Raw genomic sequence first — 17,388 nt, forward strand, 5'->3', positions numbered from 1 at the left:
GCGCAAAAGCATAGAATTGAAGGCAATCTCTGCTTTAAGATAGCTTTCTTTTTGCGTAATTTTTCAAAAAATGTCGAAACTCAGTGCATTAGATCAGTTGCTACAACGCTATAAACAATTGCAATATCATCAAGATCCTGTGTTATTTCAACGCCTACAAGATGTACAACAATGGCAAAAGAACCGCTTAAAGCACTCACATCAGGCATTATTTTCCGAAAAAAATAATCGGCTCATGGCAGCTTACTTTGTCGACCGTTTATATGGCGGACCAGATTTTGATACCTTGGCCAAACAGATTGAACGCTTGCTGAAACATGCCCATAAAGCTGAAAAGTTTATTCCCGAAAATGCCATTAAAGCAGGAACTCACGGGATTTTACTCGCCATTTATGCGGTTGAACTTGATGAACAAGTTGCGGCACACATTCAGAACAATTATCCGCATAATCAAGTGTTGAATGATGAAATCATGCGCCAAACCTATTTACAGCTTGATCAGGCACAGGCACGCCTGCAACAGCTCAGCATGGCGGATGAATTTGGGCATTATCTAGATCGTTATTTGCGCTCTTTTGTGGTTCATACTGCCTTTAAAATTTGTAAATCAGTGGCCTATAAGCACCATTTCCAAATGATGTATGACTTTATGGATGAAGGATTTACAGCCATGAAGCCACTCAAGTCTGCCGAAAAATTTGTGCGTGATTTTACCGCACAGGAACGTCAGGTGATTCACCGCGTACATACAGGCGATCTACAGCCTTTTCAATAATCGCTCCGCACAAAGCAGACTTTTTTCTGTATATTATTCATCTATTCAAGCATGATGATCGCTGCAAAATTCTGCATAATCTGTCATCATGCGCACTAATTCTTTTATACCGGTGAATGAGGAGAGACTCATGTCGAACGAATACCCAACGCCAAATACACCAAATGAGTCGACACAAAATTCCAATAAAGTTAGTCCTTTTTTAACTTCGCCGCTTCCTGAAGGCACACCACAAGGTCAGCAAACTAGCCTCAACCAAGCTCCGCAAGATACTCCGATTACAGAGTCAGTTCCTCACTACAACTTGCCACGCGGTGCAGGCAAAACAGGCAATGTCGGCGACACTACCCACTTTGGTTTTAAAACCGTGCGTACCGAAGACAAAGCGCAAAAAGTCGCGGAAGTGTTCCACTCGGTGGCTAGCAAATACGACATTATGAATGACCTGATGTCATTCGGAATTCACCGTTTATGGAAACGTTTCGCCATCAACATGTCTGGCGTACGTCGTGGTCAGCATGTTCTAGATATTGCAGGCGGTACGGGTGATCTTGCCAAAGTATTTAGCCGCGAAGTTGGCCCTCAAGGTCATGTAGTCCTGTCTGACATTAACGAATCAATGCTCAATGTCGGTCGTAGCCGTTTGCTGGATGCAGGCTGTACCAATGTCGATTTCGTGCTTGCCAATGCCGAAACCTTAGAGCCATTTGCTGACAACAGCTTTGATCTGTTGACCATCAGCTTTGGTTTACGCAACGTGACCGATAAAGATGCAGCACTTGAATCGATGTATCGTGTATTGAAGCCAGGCGGTCGTTTACTGATTCTGGAATTCTCTAAACCTGTATTTGAACCATTCTCTAAACTGTATGACCTGTATTCATTTACCGCATTGCCAATTATGGGCAAATTGGTGGCGAATGACTCAGAGAGCTATAAGTATTTGGCTGAATCGATTCGTATGCACCCAGACCAGCGCACCTTAAAAGGCATGATGGAAAAAGCAGGCTTCCAGAACTGTGATTACCACAACCTGACTGGCGGTATTGTTGCAGTACACCGTGGTTTCAAACTCTAATCGAGGACGCTCCTGATGTGGTCAATTCTTGCATTAGGTGCTGCTGAACGTCTGGTCAATCGTGTGATTGACCTTGACGCGATTACACGCATCCAACTCAACCAACTCCAAGGGCAACTCCTCCGTGTCGTGATTGCCTCGCCACAACTCTCGGTCGATGTTTTTTTTGATGAAAACATCTTACGTCTAGAGCCAACGGCAACAGGACACAGCGAAACTCCAAGCCTGTTTGAACAACGCCCTTTCGACCCACAGCATAGCCCAAGCACTGCCAACGCCACCTTACAGGTTGCCAATGTGGTCGAGCTGCTGAAATTATTACTGGACAAAGAAGTCGGTACGATTCCTGTACAGGGTGATTTTCGCCTGCTGCAAACTTTGCAAGATATTTTGCAACGCCTTGAACCAGACTTGGCGGCACATTTATCGCCGTGGATTGGTCCAACGCTAGCACATGAGCTGGGTAAAATTCAGCATTTACCCCAACTGGCGAAACGCTCGTTGCAAAGCAAACTGTTTTTTGCCGCAGATACCTTAAAAGAAGACAGTGGTTTATTTGCACCACGCTGGCAAATGGACGAACTGCAACAAGGCACGCGTGCCTTGCAACAAAATATTGACCGACTGGAAGCCAAAGTTCAGGCATTACAGCAGACAATTCTCCCAAAACAAAATTAGGTGACCGCTTCAATGATTCCGCATATTTCCCGTTTACTCGAACTGTGGCGTATTGCTGCGCACTATAGACTCGACACGTTGGTTGCTGCGGAAGACATTCCTATCAAGGCGCGCCCCTTACTGAAACTGATTCGCCTGCATCCTGCGGCATGGTCAAGCAAACAGGGCAAAAATCCGCTCAAGCTCAAAGAAGCTTTAGAGGAGATGGGGCCTTTAGCCATCAAACTCGGCCAGTTATTATCGACCCGTCGTGACCTGATTGCCCCTGAAATCTTGCAACAGTTAGTGTTACTGCAAGATCGGGTGAAGCCTTTCGATGCCGATGTCGCCAAAATACGCATTCAGCAATCCTTGAAAGCGGATATCAACTCGCTATTTTCCCGTTTCGACGAACAACCACTTGCCGCAGCATCGATTGCACAGGTACATACTGCTGCACTGCATGATGGACGTGAGGTAGTAGTCAAAGTCACCCGCCCGAATATTCGCGCACAAATTCTGCAAGATTTTGAAATTCTGACGTGGCTTGGACATAACCTCGAAAACCGTTTGGAAGCTGCTCGTGCCCTGCATCTATCGGAAATTATTCAGAACTACCGCCAAACCATTCTGAATGAACTGGATCTGACTCTCGAAGCGGATAATACTCGCCGTATGCGCCATTACTTCACAGGCTCAAGCATGATGTATGTGCCTGATGTCTATATGGACAGTACCGATGTCATGGTAGCGGAACGCATTACGGGCGTACCGATTTCAAATACTGAAACCTTTGACCGTCTCGGCATGAACCGTGCAGATCTGGCAGAAAAAGGCTTGACCATTTTCTTCACCCAAGTCTTCCGTGACAACTTTTTCCATGCCGACATGCACCCTGGCAACGTGTTTGTGGAAACCATTAATCCTCAGCAGCCGCGCTATATTGCACTCGACTGCGCCATTATGGGTGAACTCTCCAAACAAGACCAAATGACGGTTGCCCGCATGCTACTTGCTGTGATGAACGGTAATTTCATGCAGCTGATTCAGGTGGTGCATCAGGCAGGCTGGATTCCACCAGGCACCGATCAGGATGCGTTGGCACGTGAAATGCGCCGTACTGTGGGACCTATGATTTCCAAGCCCATGCATGAGCTAGATTTTGCAGGCATCTTGATTCAGGTGATGGATATTGCCCGTCGTTTCCATCTGGAAATTCCACCGCAATTGATGCTGTTGCTGAAAACCTTGGTACACGTGGAAGGTTTGGGTACAGACCTCTACCCTGAGCTGGATATCTGGAAACTGGCAAAACCGATTCTGACTGAATGGGTCAAGTCCAACATGGATCCTGTAAAAAATATCAAACAGTTAGGACAGCAAATTCCAGACTTGCTCTTGGGTGCACAGGATATTCCAACGCTGATTGTGGACAGCCTCAATGGCTTAAAAAATCAGTCGGCATGGCAAGACAAGCAATTACGTGAATTACAGCATTTACGTTTACAGATGCAACAGCAGCAAAAACGCAGCTGGATTTTTGGCAGCATGATCGCGATTTTACTCAGCATCGCCATCATCAGTCCGTGGTTTGTGTCGATTCCACTGATTGTTGTTGCCAGTCTGATCGCGCTGTGGCGAATTGTGCGTTAGGCGAGATTTCAAGATCTGCATATTGTCTGTTGATTTTTGATACTTGCATACCATGTTTGTCTGTCATGTTTCAGTTGAATCAGATCAAAAGAATATTTCCGCATTGCAATGCTTTGCCGTACACTATAGCCCTGCTTAATTTAAGCCTCTTTTTTCCACGCAAGAAATTTGGTGATTTTCCATGAACAATATGCAATGGCTCGATGAAGTAAAATTTAACGAACAAGGTCTCATTCCTGCGATTGCACAGCATCATCATACCGGAAGAATCTTGATGGTGGCATGGATGAACCGTGAATCGCTGGCGCTGACTGCAGAGAAAAAACAGGCGGTCTATTTTTCCCGTTCACGTCAAAAACTGTGGCACAAAGGCGAAGAGTCTGGGCACTTCCAGACTGTGCATGAAATTCGCCTTGACTGCGATGCCGACGTGATTGTGCTGCAAATTGAACAACATGGCGGCATCGCCTGCCATACAGGTCGCGAGTCATGTTTCTACCGCAAGCTGACTGAAAATGGTTGGGAAATTGTCGATGCACAGCTGAAAGACCCGAGCGAGATCTATCACAATACCGCTTCTAGCAATCCGCATACCCTTGCCATGTCCGCTTCAAATGCACAGGCGGAAAGTGTCGAAGTGCTTGATTACCTCGGTAAAATGATGATTGAGCGTAAGGCAGCCGACCCTGAAAGTTCTTATGTGGCGAAGCTGTATCACAAAGGTCTCAACAAGATTTTAGAAAAAGTCGGCGAAGAAAGTGTCGAAACCATCATTGCCGCGAAAGATTTCGCCAGCCATGCAAGCGAAGACAACAAGAATGACCTGATTTATGAAGTGGCCGACTTGTGGTTCCACAGCATTGTCATGCTCGGTTATTTTGATATTGACCCGCAAATCGTGCTAAATGAACTGGCACGCCGTCAAGGCCTGTCAGGGCTGGTTGAAAAAGCAAATCGTGCAGCCCACTAAACCAACTGCCGAACAGCAGATCGCCATTGAGCATGCGCTCCGTGGCGAATCGTTCAAAGTGGTGGCCTACGCGGGTACGGGTAAAACTACCACCCTGCAAATGATTAGTGCTGCCATGCCTGAACGGCGTGGCATGTATCTGGCATTTAACAAAGCCATTGCCAGTGAAGCCCAACAGAAATTTCACCGCAATGTCGACAGCCGCACCTTTCACTCGCTTGCCTATCGCAGTGTGCCACGCAACATTACCGACAAATTGCGTCTGCCACGTCTGAGTCCGAGTTTTCTTGCCAAAGAATATCGGCTTGAACCCATTACCCTGCGCCGTTTGATGGGTGGGCGTTACGAAAAATACGCACTAATGCCAAGTCGCCTTGCAAGTATCGTGGTCAATGCTGTGGGCTACTTTTGTGCCACCAGTTCACAATACCCTGCACCACGGCATATTCAGGTGCCGAGCTGGCTGCATCCCGATGATGCAACTGCCCTGCAACAGCATTTATACCCTGCACTGGAACGCCGCTGGTTGGATTCGGTGAATCCACAACATCAGGCAGGCATTGGGCATGACATCTACCTCAAGCTATGGGCACTCTCTGAACCGTATATTCCTGCGGACTATATTTTGTTTGATGAAGCTCAAGATGCTGACCCGCTCATGCTCGGGATTTTGCTACAACAGAAAAATACCCAAGTGATTTATGTCGGTGATGCCCATCAACAGATTTACGCATGGCGTGGCGCAGTCAATGCCATGCAAAAACTGCCACTGACAGAGTCACGCCTGACCACTTCATTTCGTTTTGGCGAACCGATTGCCGAGGTTGCCAACAGCTTGCTCGGTGGGCTGAAAGAAACCGTTCCGTTGCGCGGCAATCCTGAACGTAAATCTTTAGTATTTAATAAGCCACATACCAAAAAGCGTGATGCGATTTTATGTCGTACCAACGCACGCGCCATGGAATTGCTTCTGGCAGGTCTGGTCAGTGGTGAGAGAGTCAGTTTGCAGGCCGATCATGCTCGCCTGAACCGCTTTATTGATGCCGCGAGCATTTTAAAACAGGGCAAACGCGTCACTGATGTGCCTGAACTGGCATGGTTTAATTCATGGCATGACGTGCATGAATACTGCGAAACCAATGAAGGCAGTGATATTAAACCCCTCGTCAAACTGGTGGATGATCATGGGACTGCGCCACTCAAACGCGCTTTGGAAAAAATCACGCCGATTCAGGAAGCGGACTATGTGATTTCTACTGCGCACAAAGCCAAAGGTTTGGAATGGGATCGGGTACATCTGGAAGATGACTATCAGTTTAAGCTCAATGCACATGATCATAAAATCAGTGATGAAGAATTGCGTTTACTTTATGTGGCATGTACCCGTGCCAAAGTCAGTCTAAATATCCATTATATTTATGATCTAATCCAACAACTTAAACAAAAAACTCCATTTAAGCCGCATACCCTTGCACCCACTTCACTGTAGATGCGATTGGCTGAAATTAAGTAACAAATTTATAAAACTTAAAAATTATAATCAGAATAGGCATTTACAGGACAAACGGCGCAACAGCCTTTAAAAGGGCTAGTTTTAGCCGTCAAAAAATGTAGAATAATCTTGTACTTAATTTATTTCAGCACATATTTTACCCATCTAACCCAGTCGGTCTCTCGGTTACAGCCTAGTAGAGCGCACTTCGGCTTTTAAAAATTGAATATTGGAATGCTCTTTGCACGCCTCTGATTTTTAAAAGAAACATAACTTTAGGTCATGACCTAATTGACAACTTAGGGATTCAAGTGTGTTAGCCATTATCATACTGTTACCTCTGCTTTTCGGCACAGGACTGGTTTCGTGTTTATCACACGCACCACGCCGCCTCAACATGCTCGCCGCTATAAGTATTAGCTTAAGTTGTTTCGGGCTTTTGCTCAGTCAGTCAAATTCAATTTTTCATGGTGCTACCCTGTTACAAACCTGGGCTTGGCTCCCTGAAATTGGTATTAATTTCAGTTTTCGCCTTGATGCTTTGGGCTTGTTATTTGGCTTGCTTATCAGTGGAATTGGAACCCTGATTTTTATTTATGCCTATTATTATTTAGGTGAAAAAAACTCCCTGAGTAAACTGTATGGCTTGCTGATGCTGTTTATGGCGGCCATGCTCGGTATTTCCCTGTCCAACAACCTGATCATCTTACTGGTGTTTTGGGAGCTGACCAGTATTTCCTCATTTTTACTGGTGGCGTACTGGCATCGCTATGAAGCTGCACAGCGCGGTTCACGCATGGCACTGATTATTACAGGCACGGGGGGGCTGGCGATGCTCGGTGGCTTTATGCTGCTGGGACAAATGGCAGGTAGTTTTCAGCTGGATCAGATTTTGGCGCTGGGTTCAACTTTGCAAACGCAACCGTTATTTGTCCCTGCGCTATTGTTGATTTTACTGGGTGCATTTACAAAAAGTGCGCAGTTCCCGTTTCATTTTTGGCTCCCCAATGCAATGGCAGCCCCAACGCCTGTTTCAGCCTATTTGCACTCGGCGACCATGGTCAAAGCAGGGATTTTTCTAGTGGCTCGCCTACTGCCGATTTTTGTCGGTTTTAGCTTGTTTCACAATTTAGTCACCATTGTCGGGCTTATCACCTTTGCACTCGGTGCATTTTTTGCGATTTTTAAAGAAGACCTTAAAGGCTTGCTGGCTTACTCAACCATCAGCCATCTGGGGCTGATTATGTGTCTGCTTGGACTGGGGTCACCTCTGGCCGTTGCAGCTGCAATTTTCCATATTTTAAACCATGCAACCTTTAAGGCTGCCTTGTTTATGATCGCAGGCATTATTGATCATGAAACAGGTACGCGTAGCCTAAAAAAACTGCAAGGAATCTGGTACTTACTGCCGTTCACAGGCACACTGACCATGATTACCGCTTCTGCCATGGCAGGCGTGCCATTCACCAATGGTTTTTTATCCAAAGAAATGTTCTTTACTGAACTGGTTCAGCATTTGTCTGGTTTTAGCCTCATTTTAGGTGTTGCAGTTGCCACATTGGCAGGGATTTTTGCAGTTGCCTACTCGTTCCGTCTGGTACATGGAGTGTTTTTCGATGGCGAAATCGGCGAGCAGATTCCCAATCCTCATGCACATGAACCTGCACTTGGTATGCGTGGCCCGATCATTTTACTGGCCAGCCTGTGCATTTTAGTGGGCATCTTCCCAGCATTTTTTGCTGAAACACTAGTCAATCAGGTGACTCGGGCATCGTTACAGCTCAATGAATTTCACAGCGTACATTTAGCGATTTGGCATGGGGTCAATTTACCCCTACTCATGAGTATGGTTGCGCTGGTCGGCGGCTCGGTCTTTTATCTGCATTTAAGTCGTGGGGCACTGATCCGTCATATTGACATCGAAGATTATCTGCGCAAGCTGCAAGGCAAACTAATTTTTGAATACCTCATGCAGCAGATTGTTTATTTTGGACGTGTGGTCAAGCTCAAAACTGAAACAGGCAAGCTGCAACATTATTTGTTCTGGATCATCAGTTTTAGTATTGTCATGCTGCTCATTCCATTGTGCAGCCAACCACTGCGTACAGGTACACATCTCCTCACTCAGGCACCGTGGATTGGCATCGTGCTCTGGTTACTGTTGTTTAGTGCCTGCTGGATGATGTTGTGGTTTCATCATGAACGGATCAAGGCTGTCTTGATTAGTGGCGCAGTCGGTCTGGTGGTGACTCTGGTTTTTGTCGCGCTGTCGGCACCTGATTTGGCACTGACTCAAATTACCGTCGATGTTGTGACCACCGTGCTACTGTTAATGAGCCTGTCACTATTACCTCAATTGACTCCCTATGAGTCGACTCAAACCCAACGCTGGCGCGATGCAATTTTAGCAATTGTTGCAGGTGGAGGTGTCGGCTGGATCAGCTGGCTGATTCTGACCCGAGATCATGATTCAATTTCATGGTTTTTTGTGCAGCAGTCCTTACCATTGGGAGGCGGCTCAAATATTGTTAACGTGATTCTGGTCGATTTTCGTGGTTTCGATACCTTCGGTGAAATTACGGTACTGGGTATTGCTGCGCTTGGCACATTATCGCTTATGGATGGGATGCGTACGCACGGCACCACCATTACCCAAGGGCTGAGCTACCGTTTTAATCCATCTCCACTGTTGGTACGCACAACTGCATCATGGGTGCTGCCTATCGCATTAGTGGTCAGCCTGTATATTTTCATGCGTGGACATAACCTCCCTGGGGGTGGCTTTATTGCAGGTTTAATCACGGCAATGGCATTGATTATTCAATATATTGCCCTAGGTCAGGACTATGCAGAACAACTGCTCAAAGCCAAATCTGGACGACTGTATGAAATCTGGATTGGCACGGGTTTAAGCATTGCAGGCATAACAGGCGTACTGGCATGGCTCTGGTCACGTCCTTTTTTGACCAGTGCTCATGTGTATGTATATCTGCCTATCTTTGGCAAGCTGCATTTAGCGTCAGCGACGCTGTTTGATTTAGGCGTGTACCTGACTGTTGTCGGTGCCACCATGCTGATGATTTCAGTCTTGGGCGACTCAAGGCACACTAACATTTCAGGCCCTATCCCAAAGGAGTAAAACAATGATTAGCTTAGAATTACTGTTAGCTTCAGGAATAGGACTGCTGGTTGCAACAGGTGTGTATTTATTGCTACGGGCGCGTACCTTCCCCGTGGTGCTGGGTCTTGCCATGATTGGCTATGCCGTGAACCTGTTTTTATTTGCCACAGGCCGGATTCAGGTCAATGCACCTGCAATCTTGACCAGAACTACACATGTGACAGACCCCTTACCTCAAGCACTGGTACTCACCGCAATTGTGATTGGTTTTGCCACGACTGCATTTATTGTGCAATTAGCGCTACGCAGTCGCTATGAGTCAGGGACGGATCATGTCGATTCCAAAGAAATTACCGAGTTACCTGATGACCCGAGTGAGGATAAAGCATCATGATGACATGGTTTGATTTTTGGCAACAACATACGCCTATTGTTAGTATTCTCATTCCTGCATTTACAGGCTTTATTCTGCTGCTTTTAGGCAATCCTGGTGCAGGGCAACTGGCGAAAGATCATCGTCAAACATGGCGACGTGGGATTAGTATTGTAGCGACTGCTTTGGGTTTCATCACAGCAATCAGCTATTTTGTACATGCAAGTTCAGGGCAAATCAGTGTCTATCAACTCAGCGAATGGTCCGCGCCGTTTGGTATAGTCCTTGTGTTAGATCGACTTTCAGCATTTATGCTGCTCCTGACCTATACGCTTGCACTACCGATTGTTGCGTATGCCAGTCAGGGCTGGGATGCTCGCGGGCGCTATTTTCACGCACTGTTCCAGTTTTTATTGATGGGGTTATGCGGTGCATTTCTGACTGCCGACTTATTTAACCTGTTTGTATTTTTTGAAATCCTGCTGATGGCATCTTATGTTTTGCTGATTCATGGACAAGGCAAAGCACGCTTTCAATTAGGTATTCACTACGTGGTGATTAACCTGCTCGCCAGTGCTCTATTTTTGATTGGGCTTGGGCTGATTTATGCCAGTGTTGGCAGCCTGAACATGGCAGATGTCGCGCGTTTATTTCCAACACTTGCCCCTGATCAGGCAGCACTGGCTCAGGCAGGTGGCTATCTTTTATTTACTGTATTTGCGATTAAGGCAGCGGTTTTGCCTTTGGGCTTTTGGTTGCCTAAAACCTATGCCGTTGCCAGCACCCCTGTCGCTGCAATTTTCACTGTGATGACCAAAGTCGGCTTATATGCAATTTTGCGGGTCAACTCGTTGATTTTCCTCAATGACCATGATCACTCCCTGTTTGATATCTTGTTAATTTTGGGATTACTCAGTTCACTCTATGGTGTGATTGGCGCGATTGGTGCTTTGCGGTTACGACGCTTTGTCGGTTTTATGATTTTATCATCGCTGGGTACGATCTGTATTGCGATTGGCTTACACCGTACAGAAGCATGGGCGGCAGGCTTATATTATCTGTTTCATAGCACAATCATTGGTGCAGCATTTTATTTACTCTGTGGCTGGATTACAGCGCAGCGTGGTGAATTTAAAGACCACCTCAAAGTTGCGCCGCGGATGAAACAGGAAAAGCTACTGTCGATCTGCTTTTTTATTATTGCATTGATGATGGCAGGCTTACCGCCATTTAGTGGTTTTTTGGGTAAGGTGTTTATTTTACATGCTGTTCAGCAACACCCATGGCAACTCGAGATTATTGCAGGCATTTTGGTGGTGAGCTTACTCAGTATTGTGGCGTTTATTCGTGTCGGCTTTATTTTATTTTGGCAATCGAGCGAACCTGAGGATAATCCAGAAACTCAAGCTTATCGAAATTATCAGGCACTGCCTGCAATTGCGCCAAAAGGCAATGCGATGGCGCTGTATCTGCTATTGCTAATATTGGTGGCATACGTTGCTGCGGCACAACCTGTACAGCGTTATTTAAGTGCAGCCAGCCTACAACTGGAGCAACAAAGTCTTTATCAACAGCATATTTTGCAACGTGATCAAGATAGGCAATATATCAGCACCCAGCCCTTTGATCCTGAATATATTCCCGAAACCAAATATGGCGGTGAAAACCCCGATGCTAACGCCCATCTAATTCCTGCCATGATTCACCCGAATACGCTGCATGGCGAACATATTTCACTTTACAAGCAACAACAGATTCATGACCAGCTGAACAATCTTCATGATGTACCCGACACGCCTGATCATGAACAACTGAAACTACAGTCTGTGGAGCGCTAAGCATGACAAAATTCCTTTGGATCGACCGCTTGCCCCACCCTTTTGTTTCGGTTATGGTCGGGCTATCTTGGCTCATGCTGTCGCATAGTCTGGATGCTTCAGACCTACTCATGGCAGCACTACTGGCAATATTGATTCCCAAACTGCTCCAGCATTTTATTACCCACACTCCCCATATTGACTCGAAGCAAGCCATTCGACTGTTTTTTGTGGTGCTTTACGATGTCATTATTGCGAATTTTGTGGTGGCAAAACTGGTACTGGGTTCAACCGAAAAACTGCAACCCAAATGGTTCCGTGTTCCGCTCGACTCTCAGCATGAACAGGTCAATTCTTTACTGGCAATGATTATTACCACGACACCCGGTACAGTCAGCGCAGGGATTGATCAGGAACGTGGAGACATTTTGGTACATGCACTCAGTTGCAGCGACCCACAAGCCGAAATTGATCAGATCAAACAGCGCTATGAAGCGCCTTTGCTGAAAATTTTCCATGCCAAACAAGGAGAAACACCATGATGATTTTGCCGTATGTATTGGGCATTTGCTTAATCATGATCTGTATTTCCATGTTGTTATGTCTGGTGCGTTTGGTATTTGGTCCTTCGATTGTTGACCGCCTGCTGGCACTAGATACCCTGTTTCTCAATGCCACAGGTCTTGTGATAGTGCTGGGTGTGTACTGGACAACCACGCAACTATTTGAAGGCGCACTTCTGATTGCCATGTTGGGTTTTGTGTCGACTGTTGCTTTGGCACGTTACTTCACCACAGGTCATGTGATCGACTAAGCAGGAGAATCAAACATGCAATTATTGATGGAAATCTTGGTGTCGTTTTTCTTACTGGTCGGTAGCTTTTTTATGCTAGTGGGCGGTATTGGCATGATTCGCCTACCCGATTTATTTACCCGTTTACATGCACCGACCAAATCCAGTACGCTCGGTTTGGGCAGCTTTCTGATTGCAGCCATGATTTACTGGGCATTTCAGGGACATTTTGGTTTTTCTGAATTATTGATTACCTTGCTAGCTTTTATTACTGCGCCTGTATCTGCAAATTTAATGGCGCAAGCTGCACTGCATTTAAAGCTACGCTCTTTAAGTGGCGATGTTCCCGAAGCGATTGAACGTCCATTACCTTGGGATCGTTACCGTTTACAGCGTCAGGCGCAAAAGCGTGAGCAGCGCTTTAACCAGACTCCTGATGAATAAGCTTCTTTTATCATAGTTCACACTCTCTTTATCTTTCTGATGGAGAGAGTACTTTGTTTCTAATTGCTGCTTTTAGGTCAGTCGAAATTTTAAAGAATTGAAAAATAATAAGTTTTTAAAGAGCATTTCGTATAGCAACCATTATATTAAATAGTCAAAAATAAAACTGTAATTATTAGGAAGATGCTTTCTTATGCCATAACAAAAGCTCGTTATCATACATATTTCGTATTTTACAATTATCAGTTTTTTCTAATCTTATTTCATCTGAAAACTTTAAAGTATCCCCCCACCAAAAACCTTTATGTGTAGAAAATCTGGCGATTAAAAAAGCACTCTGAATGCTTTTATCTAGACTTGCAGAATCGGTACTAGGATGAATTTTGATGTTATATGCTTTCTTATCCATTTTTAAATCAAAGTCCACTTTAATATTTAAATTTTTAGGCGGATGCACAATTGGGCTCTCTTCATATTGGTAAACACTATTAACTGTTTTTGTGTAAATAAATGGTAGATTTTTATTGGCTATTTTGTCATTCGAAAACGCTTTTTGATTTTCCAAATTTGAATAGGTAATTGTGTATTCACATGAATAAAGTTTGCCAGTGGGCTTCCGGATTGCAATTGTTTTAACTTCCCGCTCATTGGCAAATGAAGAAACTATTGAAATACCCAAAAAAGATGAAACTAATAACAATTTAATTAGACATTTCATATTATAAATTAATAAAAATTTGGTTGAAATCAAAGATATCATTATAAATATAATTGACTTTTTTACTTTAGAAAAATATACATTTATGGCTGAAACAAAAATGAATATTTTTAAGTTCCTTTAAGATTAACATAGTATACCTTATGCAAAATCTATTTTTATTATTTTAAATTCAACTACTTATATAAATACATTTCAAATATCAGCACACAACAACGACTTTTACGTGTATCGTCACACTTTACACCTATTCCTTAACCAGTGCTCCACGATTTCGATTAGATCAAATTAATAAGAATGCCCAAACATTCACAAAATCGACAAATCATCGCTGAAACAAAACATATGAATATGTACATAGAAATACGCATAAAAAAGCCACCCGAAGGTGGCTTTTTCTTTATTCTTTGTCTTGCTCAGGCAAGTCTTTGACTGCCTCAGCGATCAGACCAAACATATAGTTACCATAAGCATTGGTTTTGTCATAGTGGAAACGCAATCTTGGCGTAATACGTGTCTTGATACGACGACTCAACTCATGACGCAAGAAACCAGAAGCTTTATTTAATACGTCTAAAGTTTCTTTATTTGCTGCTTCACTTTGCTCATCACCAAGCTCACGTCCCATTACAGTGACATAAACTTCAGCATAACCCATGTCTGCACTGACTTTCACCGCAGAGATGGTCACTAGACCACCTAAGCGAGGATCTTTAAGCTCCTGACGGATAAGCCCAGACAACTCACGTTGTACCGAATCCGCCATGCGCTTTAAGCGTTGGCTACCCGCCATTAAAGACTCCGTTTCACAATTTGAACATCATACACTTCGATCTTGTCGAGTGCTTTGATGTCTTTATAACCTTTCACGGCAAGACCACATTCCATACCAGCACGAACTTCTTCAACTACATCTTTATAACGACGTAGAGATTCAAGTTCGCCTTGGAATACCACAACATCGTCGCGCAAGACACGAATTGGTTTGTTACGGTGAATTACACCTTCCATTACCATACAGCCCGCAGCTGCACCGAACTTGCTTGAACGGAACACTTCACGTACTTGTGCGATACCCAAGATGGTTTCACGATGTTCAGGCGCCAATTTACCACTCATGGCATCTTTTACGTCATCGATCAATTCATAGATAACACTATAGTAACGAATATCGATACCGTCTTGATCAGCTTTCTGACGTGCAGTTGCATCAGCACGAACGTTAAAGCCAAGCAATACAGCTTCAGAAGATTCTGCCAAAGTCACATCAGACTCAGTAATCGCACCAACACCAGAGCTGATGATACGAACTCGTACTTCGTCCATTGACAATTCAGTCAATGCTGCATTCAAGGCTTCTAATGTACCGCGAACGTCAGTTTTAAGCACTACGTTAACGGTTGGTACATCTTTCTTGCCCATAGACGCCATAATGTTTTCAAGACGCATTGCACTTTGACGCTCAATACGTTTTTGACGTTCACGGTCTGCGCGTGCATCAGCCACTTCACGTGCTTTTTTCTCATCGTTAACAACAAGAACTTCGTCACCTGCCATTGGCGCATCTGGAAGACCCAAGATTTCCACAGGAATAGAAGGACCTGCCGATTTGATTGGCTGGCCATTTTCGTCTGACATGGCACGCACACGACCATAAGATGAACCTGCAAGAACCAAGTCACCTACATTCAATGTACCGTTTTGTACCAAGATCGAAGTCACTGCACCGCGACCTTTGTCAACACGTGCTTCAATAACAACACCTTGTGCTGCACCTTCTTCAGAAGCTTGTAGTTCTAGCATTTCAGCCTGAATCAAGATCAAATCAAGAAGTTCATCAATACCTTGACCCGAATGTGCTGAAACCAATGCAACTGGAACGTCACCGCCCCATTGTTCAGGTACGATTTCTTTGGTAGTCAATTCATTCAATACGCGATCTGGATCAGCAGATTCTTTATCCATTTTGTTGATCGCAACAATAATTGGCGTACCTGCTGCACGAGCATGGTCAATCGCTTCTGCAGTTTGTGGCATAACACCATCATCTGCTGCAACAACCAAGACCACAATATCAGTCGCTTTCGCACCACGTGAACGCATTGCAGTAAACGCTGCGTGTCCCGGAGTATCTAGGAAAGTAATAATACCTTTTTGTGTTTCCACATGGTAAGCACCGATGTGCTGAGTAATCCCGCCTGCTTCGCCCGCAGCCACTTTTGAACGGCGAATACGGTCAAGCAATGAGGTTTTACCATGGTCAACGTGACCCATAATCGTCACAACAGGTGGACGAGTGCTGAGTTCACCACGTTTTTGCTCAGCCGCTTCAAGTAAGTTGTCTTCGGCCTGAGTATCCGACACAAGAATCGGGTTATGCCCCATTTCTTCAACAACAAGTGCAGCAGTATCTTGCTCAATCGACTGGTCTTGAGTCACTAACTCACCCATTTTCATGAGTGTTTTAATCACTTCGCGTACTTTCACAGCCATTTTTTGTGCAAGATCGGCAACTACAACTGTTGAACCAATTTCAACATCATAGACTTGTTTTTTAACTGGTTTTTCAAAGCCGTGTTTATTTGACTGGCTCAACTTCAAACCGCGTTTATGATGTGCTTTCTGGAAGTTTTGTTCTTCCTGATTACGCCCACCTTTCTTCTGGCTACGCGTATCTTTGGTATTGCCGCCACGTTTAATTTCGCGGTCTTCTTTAGCAAACGAATCTTCATATGCCTGACCAACAAGACCAGCGGCAAGTGGAGCATCATCAATTACACGAATAGTTGTAGCTGCTTCGTCAGTTGAATACTTAGATGCCATTTTACGCATCTGTTCAAGTGTACGCTGTTGTGCTTCTTCTGCAGCTTTACGGCGTGCTGCTTCTTCGGTCGCTTTCAGCTGTGCAGCTTGAGCTTCACGTGCTTTTTTCTGTTCGAGTGTTTCTGCTGGTTTTGGTAACGGTTTTAATGCACCACCGCCACGTTTTTTTACCACCACAGCCGTTTTCGGGCTTTCCACCACTTTTTTATCTTGCTTGTGCGCAGCGCGCATGGCTTCGAGGCTTGCTGTCGCATTGTTTTCAGGCTGGCGACTAGTTTGCTCTTGTGGACGTGCCTGCGCATCGGTGTCAGCGCGTGCTTTGGTTTCAGCTTCTAGCTTGGCTTTCGCTTCAGCTTTAATCTGTTCTGGGTCAGGCTTAGTAAAAGTATGCTTTTTACGTACTTCTACATTAATAGTTTTCGCCTTACCTGAGGTACTTGCAACTTTTGCGGTACTGGTTGTTTTACGTTTCAACGTGATTTTTCCTGCATTACCACTGTCTTGCCCATGAACTTTCTTCAAATAGCTGACAAGGGTATCTTGCTGTTCTGTAGTAATAATATCGTCGGCATGACGCTGTGACAGCCCTGCATCACGAACTTGCTCTAGAAGTTTTTCAACTGAACGCCCTACATTTTGCGCCAATTCTTTAATCGACTTGTCCGTCATTCACC

General features: G+C 44.8%; 15 protein-coding genes. 12 read left to right on the forward strand and 3 right to left on the reverse strand.

Going from position 1 to position 17,388, the window contains the following annotated elements; genetic code table 11:
- Positions 1 to 70 precede the first annotated feature (70 nt).
- The 12 genes from ACX1N5_RS02910 to ACX1N5_RS02965 all read left to right on the forward strand — a co-directional run bounded on the left by ACX1N5_RS02910 (position 71) and on the right by ACX1N5_RS02965 (position 13,173).
- Entirely contained in the window at positions 71 to 775 is a 705-nt protein-coding gene (locus ACX1N5_RS02910) for an FFLEELY motif protein (protein WP_458799654.1), read from the forward strand.
- A 130-nt stretch (positions 776 to 905) separates the two neighbouring features.
- Positions 906 to 1,853 (forward strand): bifunctional demethylmenaquinone methyltransferase/2-methoxy-6-polyprenyl-1,4-benzoquinol methylase UbiE, encoded by a 948-nt coding sequence (gene ubiE, locus ACX1N5_RS02915; protein ID WP_458799652.1) that lies wholly within the window; start codon positions 906 to 908, stop codon positions 1,851 to 1,853.
- Between the two features lie 15 nt (positions 1,854 to 1,868).
- Positions 1,869 to 2,531 carry a hypothetical protein gene (locus tag ACX1N5_RS02920; protein WP_458799650.1) on the forward strand — a complete coding sequence of 221 codons (663 nt, stop codon included), beginning with the start codon at positions 1,869 to 1,871 and terminating at the stop codon, positions 2,529 to 2,531.
- A gap of 12 nt (positions 2,532 to 2,543) precedes the next feature.
- The gene (locus ACX1N5_RS02925) at positions 2,544 to 4,163 is read left to right on the forward strand and encodes an ABC1 kinase family protein (RefSeq protein WP_458799648.1); all 1,620 of its coding nucleotides are present in this window, start codon (positions 2,544 to 2,546) and stop codon (positions 4,161 to 4,163) included.
- A 181-nt stretch (positions 4,164 to 4,344) separates the two neighbouring features.
- Entirely contained in the window at positions 4,345 to 5,133 is a 789-nt protein-coding gene (gene hisIE, locus ACX1N5_RS02930; RefSeq protein ID WP_458799647.1) for a bifunctional phosphoribosyl-AMP cyclohydrolase/phosphoribosyl-ATP diphosphatase HisIE, read from the forward strand.
- Positions 5,069 to 6,622 carry a UvrD-helicase domain-containing protein gene (locus tag ACX1N5_RS02935; RefSeq protein ID WP_458799645.1) on the forward strand — a complete coding sequence of 518 codons (1,554 nt, stop codon included), beginning with the start codon at positions 5,069 to 5,071 and terminating at the stop codon, positions 6,620 to 6,622. The genes hisIE and ACX1N5_RS02935 overlap by 65 nt, the downstream gene beginning before the upstream one ends.
- Positions 6,623 to 6,938: 316 nt before the next feature.
- Positions 6,939 to 9,764, forward strand: coding sequence for a monovalent cation/H+ antiporter subunit A (locus ACX1N5_RS02940; RefSeq protein ID WP_458799643.1), 2,826 nt, complete (start codon positions 6,939 to 6,941; stop codon positions 9,762 to 9,764).
- Positions 9,765 to 9,768: 4 nt separating this feature from the next.
- Entirely contained in the window at positions 9,769 to 10,140 is a 372-nt protein-coding gene (locus tag ACX1N5_RS02945) for a Na+/H+ antiporter subunit C (protein ID WP_004754490.1), read from the forward strand.
- Positions 10,137 to 11,957 (forward strand): monovalent cation/H+ antiporter subunit D, encoded by a 1,821-nt coding sequence (locus ACX1N5_RS02950; RefSeq protein WP_458799641.1) that lies wholly within the window; start codon positions 10,137 to 10,139, stop codon positions 11,955 to 11,957. Before ACX1N5_RS02945 ends, ACX1N5_RS02950 begins: the two co-directional genes overlap by 4 nt.
- 2 nt (positions 11,958 to 11,959) lie before the next feature.
- The gene (locus ACX1N5_RS02955) at positions 11,960 to 12,478 is read left to right on the forward strand and encodes a Na+/H+ antiporter subunit E (RefSeq protein ID WP_458799639.1); all 519 of its coding nucleotides are present in this window, start codon (positions 11,960 to 11,962) and stop codon (positions 12,476 to 12,478) included.
- Positions 12,475 to 12,750: a monovalent cation/H+ antiporter subunit F gene (locus ACX1N5_RS02960; RefSeq protein ID WP_004754496.1), complete on the forward strand. Its 276-nt coding sequence runs from the start codon at positions 12,475 to 12,477 to the stop codon at positions 12,748 to 12,750. The genes ACX1N5_RS02955 and ACX1N5_RS02960 overlap by 4 nt, the downstream gene beginning before the upstream one ends.
- A 15-nt stretch (positions 12,751 to 12,765) precedes the next feature.
- The gene (locus tag ACX1N5_RS02965) at positions 12,766 to 13,173 is read left to right on the forward strand and encodes a Na+/H+ antiporter subunit G (RefSeq protein WP_458799637.1); all 408 of its coding nucleotides are present in this window, start codon (positions 12,766 to 12,768) and stop codon (positions 13,171 to 13,173) included.
- A gap of 175 nt (positions 13,174 to 13,348) precedes the next feature.
- Here ACX1N5_RS02965 and ACX1N5_RS02970 read toward each other — a convergent pair whose 3' ends face one another.
- From ACX1N5_RS02970 to infB, 3 genes are all read right to left on the reverse strand, one after another.
- A complete protein-coding gene (locus tag ACX1N5_RS02970) occupies positions 13,349 to 13,873 on the reverse strand; it encodes a hypothetical protein (protein WP_458799636.1) in 525 nt (174 codons plus the stop codon).
- Between the two features lie 418 nt (positions 13,874 to 14,291).
- On the reverse strand, positions 14,292 to 14,684 hold the full coding sequence (locus ACX1N5_RS02975; RefSeq protein WP_004754506.1) for a ribosome-binding factor A: 393 nt from the start codon (positions 14,682 to 14,684) through the stop codon (positions 14,292 to 14,294).
- Positions 14,684 to 17,383 carry a translation initiation factor IF-2 gene (gene infB / locus ACX1N5_RS02980; RefSeq protein ID WP_131379592.1) on the reverse strand — a complete coding sequence of 900 codons (2,700 nt, stop codon included), beginning with the start codon at positions 17,381 to 17,383 and terminating at the stop codon, positions 14,684 to 14,686. Before infB ends, ACX1N5_RS02975 begins: the two co-directional genes overlap by 1 nt.
- Between the last annotated feature and the right edge of the window lie 5 nt (positions 17,384 to 17,388).

Source organism: Acinetobacter sp. ANC 4636, from assembly GCF_054454555.1.